This is a genomic window from Pseudomonas sp. LPH60 (assembly GCF_030718165.1).
Lineage (GTDB): Bacteria > Pseudomonadota > Gammaproteobacteria > Pseudomonadales > Pseudomonadaceae > Aquipseudomonas > Aquipseudomonas danubii.
Genome location: NZ_JAVAJH010000005.1, coordinates 310274 through 322203, shown reverse-complemented (window position 1 = coordinate 322203; position 11930 = coordinate 310274). Strand labels below are relative to the sequence as shown.

Sequence of the window (11930 nt, the reverse complement as noted above, 5' to 3'; positions counted from 1 at the left end):
TTCGCAGGCCGGGCGTTTTTTGTGTGCCTGATGTAATCAGGACTGGCTGCTTGGCGTCACTGGAGTTGGCGCTGCAGTCGGAGTTACAGCCGGGCCAGGTGCTGCAGCGGAATTCGCCGAGTTGGCCGAGGCCACTGGTGCCGCAGTTGCAGGCTTGGCTGCTGCAGCGGGCTTGGCTGCTACAGGCTTCTTGGCTACAGGCTTTTTCGCCACGGCCGGCTTCGCAGCGGGTTTGGCGGCGGCTTTCACCGCTGGCTTGGCAGCGGGTTTGGCCGCTGGCTTGGCGGCAACGGGCTTGGCAACGGGCTTGGCGGCGGGTTTGGTTGCCGGTTTGGCGGCCGCTGTTTTCGCTGCTGGCTTGGCGGCAGGTTTTGCGGCGGCCTTGACTGCCGGTTTGGCGGCAGGCTTGGCCAGTGGTTTGGCAGCAGGTTTTGCCGCCGGTTTGGCGGCAGCGGTCTTGGCCGCAACCGGCGCGACCTTGGCACCTGTGAGTTTCTCGATCTGCTTGGTCAGGGTATCGACCTTGTCGTGCAGCGCCTTGACCTCATTGCGGCTCGGTACGCCCAGACGCGAGATGGCACTGTTCAAACGCTTGTCGAAAGCGCCTTCCAGTTCATCCCACTTGCCCAGGGCGCGGTCCTTGACGTCGCTGATGCGCGACTTGGCGGAACTTGCGGAGTCTTTGGCAGCATCCACTTTCTTGCCAACTACGCTCTTGGTCAGTTTCTCGGCTTTCTCACCGTCCTTGACCAGTGTCTCGAAAAGCTTGCTGCCGTCAGAGTCGATTTTCGAGTACACGCCTAAACCAGCAAGCCAAATTTTACGGGAGTACTCTTCGACTTTCCCGATCCACGAGCTGCCTTCTTTTTCAGTATTCTTTTTACCAGCCATCCCGTTCTCCTTAATGTTTACGCGCGACACGTTCGAGCAACGCCGTCAGCTCATCGAGCTTAGCAGAGAGTGTCTCAACGTCATGTTTAGACGGAATGCCGATACGATTCAAGGCACTGGCGACGCGCGTGTCAAAAGCCTTCTCGACTTTATCCAGTTGCACTTCGACTTTGCCTTTAAGAGTGCTGACATCCCCTTTAACGCTATCAATCTGACTGTTGGCCGCTTCAAGTTGTTCAGTGACAACTTTTTTGCCTTTCTTTTCAACGGATTGACCAGCCTTGATCAACTCCTGGAAGTAGTCGCTGCCCTCCTGGCCAACTTTGGCGTAGGCACCCAGGCCTGCCAGCCAGATCTTGCGGGCATAGGATTTGACTTCGCTCAGAGCAGTTGATTGAACATCAACTTTTTTCTTCAGAATTACTTTGGCCATGGTGCACCTCACGCGCAGAAGGTTTGAGGAACTGCCCTCGGAAAGAGGACCTGAGGCACAACCTAAAGAGAAAAATTAGAATCGGCACCCTAACGAATGTCATCAAATCATGTAGGAGCCTGCTGGCCGGCGATGCGCTTTGCCTGGCACCGTTGCAGTGCCTGCGATGCGCCGACAAGCCGGCTCCTGCGGGTGGACTCAGGTCAGGGCCTTGTCCAGGGCCTTTTCGATTTCCGACTTGATGGTGCCGCTCATGGCGGACATCAACAGCCCCAGTTCCACATCGATACGGATCGATTCTTCGCCCACATGCACCGCGCCTTTGACGCCTGAGCGCTTGAGATTCAGGGTATCCCCTGCCCATTGCGGCTCCAGGCCATACTGATCGGCGAGTTTCTGCGCCAGTTTGTCAGCCTTTTCACGGGCCACCTGCTTACCCAGGCCATGGGCACGTTCAACACTAATACGGGCCATTGAAGGACTCCTGCTGTTTCGGGACTTGCCTGAAGCATCTTGACCCTGAGTGCGTCAAAACGTCCCGGCGGATCGCTATCTTACATTCAGCCTTGCCAAGACAAAGACCGCCACCGGCATTAGAATGTCGCGCATTCTCTTTTGGTGACAGCGATATGACTGATCAGCGCAAAGGCAGCGATGCCGAACCCACCACGCACTTCGGCTTCAAGAACGTTCCTGAAAGCCAGAAGGCGGAAAAAGTCGCAGAAGTGTTCCACTCGGTAGCGGCCAAGTACGACCTGATGAATGACGTACTGTCCGGCGGCATGCACCGTTTGTGGAAACGCTTCACCATCGAGCTGTCGGGCGTACGCGCCGGCAATCGCGTACTGGACATCGCGGGCGGCACTGGCGACCTGACCAAGCGCTTCTCCCACCTGGTAGGCCCTACTGGCCAAGTGGTACTGGCCGACATCAACGAGTCCATGCTCAAGGTCGGTCGCGACCGCCTGCTGGACCTGGGTGTGGCCGGCAACGTCGAATTCGTCCAGGCCGATGCGGAAAAACTGCCCTTCCCGGACAACCATTTCGACTGCGTGACCATCGCCTTCGGCCTGCGCAACGTCACCCATAAAGAAGACGCCCTGCGCTCCATGCTGCGAGTGCTCAAGCCCGGCGGCCGGCTGTTGGTGCTGGAGTTCTCCAAGCCGACCAACGCGCTGATGTCCAAGGTCTACGACGCCTATTCGTTCGCCTTCATGCCCCTGGCCGGCAAGCTGATCACCAACGACTCGGAGAGCTATCGCTACCTGGCCGAATCGATCCGCATGCACCCCAACCAGGAAACCCTGAAGTCGATGATGGTCGAGGCCGGTTTCGACCGCGTGACCTATCACAACATGACCGCAGGCATCGTCGCCCTGCACCGCGGCATCAAGCCCTGATGTTGCTCAGCGGCTTGCTCGCCAGCGTCGAGACCGGCATCAATCGGGTGTTGCGTCTGGACAGTACGGCCCTGCCGCGCCTGCAGCACCTCAATGGCAAGGTGATCGCAGTGGATTGCCGCAACCCGGCATTGCAGCTGTTCATCCTGCCCAGCGACGAAGGCCTGATGCTGGCCTCCCAGTGGGCTGCGGACCCTGACTGCACCCTCCGTGCACCGGCTTCAAGCCTGATGCGCCTGGCACTGAGCAAGGACAAGACCGCGATCCTGCACAGCCCCGAAGTAGAGCTGGAAGGCGACAGCGGCGTGCTGCTGGACCTGGCGGCCATCCTCCAGGACCTGGAGCTGGACTGGGAATACGAACTGTCCCGGTGGCTGGGCCCCGTGGCCACCCAACTGTTCAGTGGCCATGTGCGCAGCCGCGCCCGCTGGTATCAGCAAGGATTTGCCAGCCTGAATCAGAACCTCGCCGAATTCCTCGCCGAAGAATCGCGCACCCTGGTGGGCCAGCGCGAAGCCGAAGCGCGCTTTCGTGAGCTGGATCAGGCCAAACTCGACCTGGAACGTCTCGAGGCGCGCTTCGAGCGCCTTTCCCGCTCCCTTGACCCAAGCGATAACGCATGAAGCTGCTTGCCGTCCGCCGTCTGTTGCGCATCCAGCGCGTCGTGATCCGTTACCGCCTCGATGACCTGCTGTTTGCCCTGCCTCTGCCCTGGTTTCTCCTGGCCCTGCGCTTCGCCCTGCCCTGGCGCTGGTTCCCGCGCAAGCCGCTGGAACTGAGCAGCGGTGCCCGGCTGCGCCTGGCGCTGCAGGACCTGGGGCCGATCTTCATCAAGTTCGGGCAGATCCTCTCCACCCGCCGCGACCTGCTGCCGGAAGACATCGCCGACGAACTGATGCTGCTGCAGGACCGGGTGCCACCGTTCGATTCACAGAAATCCGTGGCCCTGATCGAAGAGCAACTGGGCAAAAAGATCAGCGACGTGTTCAGCCGCTTCGACATCGAGCCGCTGGCCTCGGCCTCGGTGGCCCAGGTCCACGCCGCCAAGCTCAAGACCGGTGAAGAAGTGGTGGTCAAGGTGATCCGCCCCGGGCTCAAGCCAATCATCGCCCAAGACCTGGCGTGGCTGTTCATTCTCGCCCGCGCCGCGGAAAAGCTTTCGGCCGACGCGCGCCTGCTGCACCCGGTGGAAGTGGTCAGCGACTACGAGAAAACCATCTACGACGAGCTCGACCTGCTGCGCGAGGCGGCCAACGCCAGCCAGCTCAAGCGCAACTTCGAAGGCTCGCCGCTGCTGTATGTGCCCCAGGTCTACTGGGACTGGTGCCGGCCGAAAGTGCTGGTGATGGAGCGCATCTACGGCATCCAGGTGACCGATCTGGCAACCCTGGCCGACCAGCGCACCGACATGAAGATGCTCGCCGAGCGCGGTGTGGAGATCTTCTTCACCCAGGTGTTCCGCGACAGTTTCTTCCACGCCGACATGCACCCGGGCAACATCTTCGTCAGCACCGTGCAGCCCTGGAGCCCGCAGTACATTGCCATCGACTGCGGCATCGTCGGCAGCCTGACCCCGGAAGACCAGGACTACCTGGCGCGCAACCTGTTCGCCTTCTTCAAGCGCGACTACCGCCGCGTGGCCCAGTTGCACATTGATTCCGGCTGGGTCCCGGCGGAAACCAAGCTCAACGAATTCGAGGCGGCGATCCGCACCGTGTGCGAGCCGATCTTCGAAAAGCCGTTGAAGGACATTTCCTTTGGCCAGGTACTGATGCGCCTGTTCCAGACCGCCCGGCGCTTCAACATGGAAGTGCAGCCGCAGCTGGTGCTGCTGCAGAAGACCCTGCTCAACATCGAGGGCCTGGGCCGTCAGCTGTACCCGGACCTGGACCTGTGGAACACCGCGCAACCTTTCCTCGAACGCTGGATGCGCGAACGGGTCAGTCCGAAAGCCGTGTTCGGCAATATCCACAACCAGATCGAACAGCTCCCCCACCTGGCCAACATGACCCGCGACCTGCTGGAACGCATGTCGCAGCCCCATGCCGCCAACCCTCCGGCACCCTGGCACAAGCGCAAAGACGACTGGTTCCTGCGCCTGCTGGGCACCGCCCATCTGGGTGGCGGCGCCGTTCTGGCCGCCGGTGGTCCGCTGCATGAGCTGGGCCACTGGCCTGCCGGCATCATGATTGCGGTGGGTTTGTATCTGATCGTTCGCCGATAGCCAGTGGCGCGACCTGCTGGCAAACTGTCGAAATCGCCGAGGCGTCACCAGCGGGTTGAGCCCGGTTGTCGGAGTCGAAAATGAAAGATTGGCTGGACCAGATCAAATGGGATGCGCACGGCCTGGTGCCGGCCATCGCCCAGGATCACAAGACCGGGCGCGTACTGATGATGGCCTGGATGAACCGCGAGGCCCTGAGCCTGACCGCTGCCGAGAACCGCGCCATCTATTGGTCACGTTCCCGTGGCAAGCTATGGCGCAAGGGCGAAGAGTCCGGGCACGTGCAGAAGCTGCATGAAATGCGCCTGGACTGCGACGCTGACGTGATCATCCTGATGGTCGAGCAGATCGGCGACATTGCCTGTCACACCGGCCGCCACAGCTGTTTCTACCGCGTCTACGAAGACGGCGAGTGGAAAACCGTCGAACCGGTCCTCAAGGACCCGCACGCGATTTATTCTGCAGGACACTGACATGAGCGATACCCTCACCCGTCTGGCCCAAGTGCTGGAAGAGCGTAAAGACGCCGCAGCCGACAGCTCCTATGTGGCCAGCCTGTATCACAAGGGGCTGAACAAGATTCTGGAAAAAGTCGGTGAAGAATCGGTGGAAACCATCATCGCCGCCAAGGACGCCGCCATCAGCGGTGACTGCAGCGATGTGATCTATGAAACCGCAGACCTGTGGTTCCATACCCTGGTCATGCTGGCGCAGTTGGGTCAGCACCCCCAGGCCGTGCTCGATGAACTGGATCGCCGCTTCGGTCTGTCTGGACACGCCGAGAAAGCCTCGCGTCCGTCCGCCTGAACAACTTTCTAAGAGGAAACGCAGCATGGGCATTTTTGACTGGAAACACTGGGTCGTCATCCTGGTGGTCGTGGTACTGGTATTTGGCACCAAGAAGCTCAAGAACCTGGGCACCGACGTTGGCGAATCGATCAAGGGCTTTCGCAAGGCCATGAACGACGACGAAAAGCCCGCCGAGCCCGTAGTACCCCCAGCGGCACAGCCCGTGCCACCGGTTCAGCCACAACAAAGCGCTCCGCTGAACCAGCCGCACACCATCGATGTGCAGGCACAAAAAGTCGAAGAGCCGACCCGCAAAGACTCGTGAGCACTGACTAATGTTTGGTATCAGCTTCTCTGAACTGCTGCTGGTGGGCCTGGTGGCCCTGCTGGTGCTCGGCCCCGAGCGCCTGCCTGGCGCGGCGCGTACCGCCGGCCTGTGGGTCGGGCGCCTGAAGCGCAGCTTCAACGCGATAAAACAGGAAGTTGAACGTGAAATCGGGGCCGACGAAATCCGCCGGCAACTGCACAACGAGCACATTCTGTCCCTGGAGCAGGAAGCGCGGAAGATCCTCGCTCCGACCCAGCAGCAACCGACTCCGGTCGAACCGATTGCCGAGCAGACGATTCACTCGCCAAGCTCTGCGCCGGTAGCTGGAACGGCCCCGGTGAACGAAGCGCCGCTGCCAACGACTCCGATTGCCGAGCCTGCGGCCCCGGTGGCGACACCCGCCACCACGGCCCCCCACGACCCCACTTTGCCGCCGCGAGCCCCATGAGCGATATCCCAGAGAACGACCAACACATGCCGCTGGTGTCGCACCTCACCGAGCTGCGTACCCGCCTGCTGCGCTGCGTAGCGGCGATCTTCATCATCTTCGCCGGGTTGTTCGCCTTCACCCAGCAGATCTACACCATCGTCTCCACGCCACTGCGCCAGTACCTGCCGGTGGGTGCGACGATGATCGCCACCGACGTCGCCTCGCCATTTCTCACCCCGCTGAAACTGACCATGATGGTCTCGCTGTTCCTGGCGATCCCGGTGATCCTGCATCAGATCTGGGGCTTTATCGCCCCCGGGCTGTACAAGCATGAGAAGCGCATCGCCGTACCGCTGTTGGTGTCGAGCATCCTGCTGTTCTACATCGGCATGGCCTTCGCCTACTTCCTGGTGTTTCCGCTGATCTTCAAGTTCTTCGCTGCCGCCACCCCGGCCGGCGTGGAGATGATGACCGACATCACCAGCTACCTCGATTTCGTCATGACCCTGTTCTTCGCCTTCGGCGTGGCTTTCGAAATCCCGGTGGCGGTGGTGCTGCTGGTGTGGATCGGCGTGGTCAACGTGGCCTACCTGAGGAAGATCCGGCCTTACGTGATCATTGGCTGCTTTGTGGTGGGCATGATTCTCACCCCGCCGGATATCTTCTCCCAGACCCTGCTGGCCGTGCCCATGTGGCTGCTGTTCGAAGTTGGCGTGCTGTTTGGCGGGCTGATCAGCAAGCGCGGCGACCACCCGGACGATGCCCCGGCTGACGATCACAACGACCAGCCGCCAGCGACCCAAGCGTGAACCTGCTGCTTCTGGAAGAGGCCGACTTCATCGCGGCCGACCTGGTGGTGCTGCGCGACCGGCGCCTGACCCATATGCAAGAAGTGCATCGGGTAGCGGTAGGCGACAGCCTGCGGGTCGGGCGTATCGGCGGGCTGATGGGTTCAGCCCGGGTGCTGCGCCTGGAAGCCACCGAAGCCGAGCTGCAAATCACCCTGGACCAGCCCCCCCCGGCCAAGCTGCCGCTGACCATGGTGCTGGCCCTGCCACGCCCGAAGATGCTTCGTCGAGTGCTGCAGACCGTCGCCGCCATGGGCGTGCCACGGCTGGTGCTGGTCAACAGCTACCGGGTGGAAAAGAGCTTCTGGCAAACCCCGTTCCTGGAACCCGGTGCCATTCGTGAACAGCTGATTCTCGGCCTGGAGCAGGCTCGCGACAGCGTGCTACCTGAAGTGGTCATCGAAAAACGCTTCAAGCCCTTCGTCGAGGATCGCCTGCCGGCCCTCAGCGCAGGCACCCTGGGCCTGGTGGGCCACCCCGGCCAGTACCCGCCCTGCCCCCGCGGCCTGGATGAACCGGTCACCCTGGCCATCGGCCCCGAAGGTGGCTGGATCCCCTACGAGATCGATCTGTTGGCCAAGGCCGGCCTGCAACCGGTGCAATTGGGTGAACGCATCCTGCGGGTCGAAACCGCCGTCACAGCCCTCCTCTCTCGCCTGTTTTGAGCAAAGGCTCCGTGCCAGCCGGAGCTTTCACCCGCAATATCAATTAGCCATCTACCTACAGAATCCACCGCTCCCGCCGATAGCCTATGGTTAAGCCCATCTTGCTAAAAGGGAGTTCGCAGCATGTACCGTTGGCTAGCCAGGAACCTGGGAAATGTAAGCGTCAGCCGCAAACTCGGTATCGGCTTCGGCCTGGTACTGCTTCTGACCCTGTTGATCACCGCCACTGGCTGGACCGGCCTGGGCCGAGTGATCGACCGTGGCGACAAACTCGGCAACATCTCCACGCTCTATGGCATGACCAAAGACCTGCGCATCGCCCGTCTCAACTACGAGATGCACCATGGCGAGCAAGGCCCGGCCGCCGTCAACGACATACTCAAACAACTCGACGAAGGTCTGCGGGCCGCCCGTGTGCAACTGCAGCAACCTGAAAGCATTGCCATGCTGGATCAGCAACTGAGCGCCGTGGCCGAGTACCAGAAAGCCTTTGCCGACATGACCCGCGCCACTACCAGCCGCGAGGCCGCCCGGGCCCAGCTCGGCGCCAGTGCCGACAATGCCGTGGCCCGTGTGACCGAGGTCGAGAAGTCGCTGCTGCAAGGCGACAGCGTGGCTCAGTTCAACAGCGTCATCGACCTCTCCAAACTGATCCAGCAGGCACGCTTCCAGGTGCGTGGCTACACCTATAGCGCCAAGCCGGCAGCCAAACAGCCGGCTCTGGATGCCATCGATAACGCGCTGAACAACCTCACCAGCCTGCCGACCCGCCTGCCGGAGCAGCACATTGCCAACCTGCAGCAGGCCAGCGACTCGCTTAAAGCTTACCGAGCGGCCGTCAGCAACTTCAGCGACGCCGAAGAGGCCAGTGCCGCGGCCCTCCTGCGCATGGCTGCCCAGGGCGACCGGCTGATGACACTGAGCAACCAATTGACCAGCGTACAGACCGCCAAGCGTGACAGCGATGCCAGCCAGGCCAAGAGCACCCTGCTGATTGCCACGGTACTGGCGTTGGTGTTTGGCCTGATTGCCTCGTGGGCCATCACTCGACAGATCATCCAGCCGCTGCAACAGACCCTCAAGGCCGCCGAACGCGTGGCTGCCGGCGATCTCAGCCAGAACCTGGCAGTGGATCGCCACGATGAACTTGGCCAACTGCAGAAAGCCATGCAACGCATGACCCTCGGCTTGCGGGAACTGATCGGTGGCATCAGCGACGGCGTGACCCAGATCGCCAGCGCCGCCGAACAGTTATCGGCCGTCACCGAGCAGACCAGCGCCGGGGTCAACAGCCAGAAGGTGGAAACCGACCAGGTGGCCACGGCCATGAACGAAATGGCCGCCACGGTGCAGGAAGTCGCGCGCAATGCCGAAGAAGCCTCAGAGGCCGCTGTAGCCGCCGATCAGCAGGCCCGCGAGGGTGATCGCGTGGTGAACGAGGCCATTGCCCAGATCGAGCGCCTGGCCAGCGAGGTAGGCCACTCCACCGAAGCCATGGGCCACCTCAAGCAGGAAAGTGACAAGATCGGCAGCGTACTGGATGTCATCAAGTCGGTGGCCCAGCAGACCAACCTGCTGGCCCTCAACGCCGCCATCGAAGCGGCCCGGGCCGGTGAAGCCGGACGTGGTTTCGCCGTGGTTGCCGACGAAGTGCGCAGTCTTGCCCAGCGCACCCAGCAATCCACCGAAGAGATTGCCGAGCTGATCGTCGGCCTGCAAAGCGGCACCCAGCAAGTGGCCAGCACCCTGGACACCAGCCGCAGTCTCACCGACAGCAGCGTTGAACTGACCCGCCGGGCCGGGGGGTCGCTGGAGAACATCACCCGCACCGTGTCGGCCATCCAGGCGATGAACCAGCAGATCGCCGCGGCAGCCGAGCAGCAGAGCGCGGTAGCGGAAGAGATCAACCGCAGCGTGTTGAATGTGCGTGATGTGTCTGAACAGACTTCATCGGCCAGCGAAGAAACCGCGGCCTCCAGCGCCGAGCTGGCGCGGCTGGGGATTCACCTGCAAAGCCTGGTGGGGCGCTTCCGGGTCTGACCCGCTTCGCCGGTAATTCGGCTCCTGCATCCCCTGCAGGAGCCGAATTACCGGCGAAAGCCTCACAGCACCTGACGCAGGAAAGCCTGGGCCCGAGGGTCTTTCGGCGCAGCGAAGAACACCTCCGGCGCCGCATCTTCCAGCAGCTTGCCGTGATCGAAAAACAGCACCCGATCCGCCACTTCCCGGGCAAAACCCATCTCGTGAGTGACGCAAACCATGGTCATGCCTTCCAGGGCCAGGGTCTTCATCACATCCAGCACCTCGCCGACCATTTCCGGGTCCAGGGCCGAGGTTGGCTCATCGAACAGCATGACCTTGGGCTCCATCGCCAGGGCCCGGGCAATCGCCACCCGCTGCTGCTGACCGCCGGAAAGCCGCGAAGGAAACTCGTGGGCCTTCTGTGCGATACCGACTTTCTCCAGCAACGCCAGGGCCTTGGCCTCGCGCTCCTGCTTGCCCCGCTTGCGCACCACCTTCTGCGCCAGACAGAGGTTTTCCAGCACGGTCATGTGGGGGAACAGGTTGAAATGCTGGAACACCATGCCGACTTCCCGGCGATAGGCGTTCACATCGGTCTTTGGATCGGCCAGTTGCAGGCCGTCGATGCTCACCGAACCCGAGTCGAACTCTTCCAGGCCATTGAGGCAACGCAGGAAGGTCGACTTGCCGGAACCGGACGGACCGATCACCACCAGCACTTCGCCCTTGGCCACCTGGGTGGTGACGTTATCCACCGCACGCACCACCTGGCCGCGGGTGTCGAAGACTTTTACCAGATCGCGGACTTCAATCACTTTGCGCGAGCCTCCGCTCAAGCCGACTGGCCATCTTCGACAGCGGCAGGTTGATCAACAAATACAGGCCCGCCACACAGAACAGGATCTCGAACGGCGAGAACGAGGTGGTAATGACTTCCCGGCCGCTCTTGAGCAGCTCGGTAATGGCGATCACCGACACCAGCGAAGTGTCCTTGACCAGGCTGATGAACTGCCCGGCCAGGGGCGGCAGCACTCGTTTGAACGCCTGAGGCAGCACCACGTGACGCATCGACTGGCCGGCGCTGAGCCCCAGGGAACGGGCCGCTTCGTTCTGCCCGCGGGTGATGGATTGCACCCCGGCACGGACGATTTCCGCCACATAAGCCCCGGTAAACAGCGACAACGCAGCGATCCCGGCGAACTCCCGGGACAGGTTGAGCACCGTGCCGATGAAGAAATAGAAAATGAAGATCTGCACCAGCAGCGGCGTCCCCCGCACCAGCTCGACATAAATCGTCGACAGGTCGCGCAGGGTCGGGTTGCTGGACAGCCGGCACAGGCCGGTGCCAAGGCCGATGAGCAGGCCCAATACGCCAGACACCACCGACAGCCACAAGGTGGTCCACAAGCCCCACAACAGGGGGCCCGCCGCCCAATGCCGGGTCACGCCAATCACGTCGCCTTCGGCCACGTCATCGCCGCTAGCCACCTGCAGGCTGCCTTCATCGACACTCAGATGCTGCTCGGCACCCGAGTCACCGCGCAGGGTGACTTGAGCCTTGCCGCCCTGGCGCACAACCTCGGCGACGGTGGAGATCTCCGCCGCCCGCTGGGATTCTTCGGCCTGGTAAACGAAGTATTGGGGGACACGGTTCCAGCGCCATTCGTAGGACATCAGCGAGGTGGCGTAGTAGAGAGCGCCGGCCAGGCCGATCAGCACCAGCACGGTCAATACATGCCAGGGCCATTGGGCTTTTTTCTGTTTCATTGCTGTGCAGGTTCCGGAGTGGGTATTGCGAAATCAGACGCTTTCGCCGGCCAGCCGGCGCCTACACATGCCCCGTAGGAGCCGGCTGGCCGGCGAAGGAGAACGGTGCGCGGTCACTGAAACGACCCGCACC

Annotated in this window: 15 protein-coding genes and 1 pseudogene; 11 read left to right on the top strand and 5 right to left on the bottom strand. The window is 61.9% G+C overall.

Annotation, left to right across the window (positions count from 1 at the left end; genetic code table 11):
* Window positions 1–36: 36 nt before the first annotated feature.
* The 3 genes from Q8O96_RS20015 to Q8O96_RS20005 form a co-directional block, all read right to left on the bottom strand.
* Window positions 37–891 (bottom strand): phasin family protein, encoded by an 855-nt coding sequence (locus Q8O96_RS20015; protein WP_305949286.1) that lies wholly within the window; start codon window positions 889–891, stop codon window positions 37–39.
* 10 nt (window positions 892–901) lie between these two features.
* Window positions 902–1324 carry a phasin family protein gene (locus Q8O96_RS20010; RefSeq protein ID WP_102862787.1) on the bottom strand — a complete coding sequence of 141 codons (423 nt, stop codon included), beginning with the start codon at window positions 1322–1324 and terminating at the stop codon, window positions 902–904.
* Window positions 1325–1522: 198 nt separating this feature from the next.
* Window positions 1523–1798, bottom strand: coding sequence for a polyhydroxyalkanoic acid system family protein (locus Q8O96_RS20005; protein WP_102862786.1), 276 nt, complete (start codon window positions 1796–1798; stop codon window positions 1523–1525).
* 155 nt (window positions 1799–1953) lie between these two features.
* On the opposite strand from Q8O96_RS20005, the gene ubiE reads away from it, so the two are divergent.
* The 11 genes and pseudogenes from ubiE (at window position 1954) to Q8O96_RS31310 (ending at window position 10048) form a co-directional block, all read left to right on the top strand.
* Window positions 1954–2724 (top strand): bifunctional demethylmenaquinone methyltransferase/2-methoxy-6-polyprenyl-1,4-benzoquinol methylase UbiE, encoded by a 771-nt coding sequence (gene ubiE, locus Q8O96_RS20000; protein WP_011058802.1) that lies wholly within the window; start codon window positions 1954–1956, stop codon window positions 2722–2724.
* Complete coding sequence (locus Q8O96_RS19995; protein WP_102882093.1) at window positions 2724–3347, top strand: SCP2 domain-containing protein; 624 nt, start codon at window positions 2724–2726, stop codon at window positions 3345–3347. The genes ubiE and Q8O96_RS19995 overlap by 1 nt, the downstream gene beginning before the upstream one ends.
* Window positions 3344–4948, top strand: a complete 1605-nt coding sequence (gene ubiB / locus Q8O96_RS19990) for a ubiquinone biosynthesis regulatory protein kinase UbiB (protein WP_305949285.1) — start codon at window positions 3344–3346, stop codon at window positions 4946–4948. Before Q8O96_RS19995 ends, ubiB begins: the two co-directional genes overlap by 4 nt.
* 80 nt (window positions 4949–5028) lie before the next feature.
* Window positions 5029–5421 carry a phosphoribosyl-AMP cyclohydrolase gene (gene hisI / locus Q8O96_RS19985; protein ID WP_102862783.1) on the top strand — a complete coding sequence of 131 codons (393 nt, stop codon included), beginning with the start codon at window positions 5029–5031 and terminating at the stop codon, window positions 5419–5421.
* A 1-nt stretch (window position 5422) separates the two neighbouring features.
* Window positions 5423–5755, top strand: coding sequence for a phosphoribosyl-ATP diphosphatase (locus Q8O96_RS19980; protein WP_011058798.1), 333 nt, complete (start codon window positions 5423–5425; stop codon window positions 5753–5755).
* A gap of 25 nt (window positions 5756–5780) precedes the next feature.
* Window positions 5781–6062 (top strand): twin-arginine translocase TatA/TatE family subunit, encoded by a 282-nt coding sequence (locus tag Q8O96_RS19975; protein ID WP_102862782.1) that lies wholly within the window; start codon window positions 5781–5783, stop codon window positions 6060–6062.
* A 10-nt stretch (window positions 6063–6072) separates the two neighbouring features.
* Window positions 6073–6513, top strand: a complete 441-nt coding sequence (tatB, locus tag Q8O96_RS19970) for a Sec-independent protein translocase protein TatB (protein ID WP_305949284.1) — start codon at window positions 6073–6075, stop codon at window positions 6511–6513.
* The gene (tatC, locus tag Q8O96_RS19965; RefSeq protein ID WP_102862780.1) at window positions 6510–7304 is read left to right on the top strand and encodes a twin-arginine translocase subunit TatC; all 795 of its coding nucleotides are present in this window, start codon (window positions 6510–6512) and stop codon (window positions 7302–7304) included. Before tatB ends, tatC begins: the two co-directional genes overlap by 4 nt.
* The gene (locus Q8O96_RS19960; RefSeq protein WP_102862779.1) at window positions 7301–8008 is read left to right on the top strand and encodes a 16S rRNA (uracil(1498)-N(3))-methyltransferase; all 708 of its coding nucleotides are present in this window, start codon (window positions 7301–7303) and stop codon (window positions 8006–8008) included. Before tatC ends, Q8O96_RS19960 begins: the two co-directional genes overlap by 4 nt.
* 123 nt (window positions 8009–8131) lie before the next feature.
* Window positions 8132–9190: pseudogene (locus Q8O96_RS31315) on the top strand (methyl-accepting chemotaxis protein); the annotation flags it as partial.
* The gene (locus Q8O96_RS31310) at window positions 9176–10048 is read left to right on the top strand and encodes a methyl-accepting chemotaxis protein (protein WP_371826193.1); all 873 of its coding nucleotides are present in this window, start codon (window positions 9176–9178) and stop codon (window positions 10046–10048) included. The pseudogene Q8O96_RS31315 and the gene Q8O96_RS31310, both read left to right, overlap by 15 nt.
* A gap of 62 nt (window positions 10049–10110) precedes the next feature.
* Here Q8O96_RS31310 and Q8O96_RS19950 read toward each other — a convergent pair whose 3' ends face one another.
* Together Q8O96_RS19950 and Q8O96_RS19945 are read right to left on the bottom strand one after the other, a co-directional pair.
* Window positions 10111–10845, bottom strand: a complete 735-nt coding sequence (locus Q8O96_RS19950) for an amino acid ABC transporter ATP-binding protein (protein ID WP_102862777.1) — start codon at window positions 10843–10845, stop codon at window positions 10111–10113.
* Complete coding sequence (locus Q8O96_RS19945) at window positions 10838–11797, bottom strand: amino acid ABC transporter permease (protein ID WP_102862776.1); 960 nt, start codon at window positions 11795–11797, stop codon at window positions 10838–10840. The genes Q8O96_RS19950 and Q8O96_RS19945 overlap by 8 nt, the downstream gene beginning before the upstream one ends.
* Window positions 11798–11930: the final 133 nt, after the last annotated feature.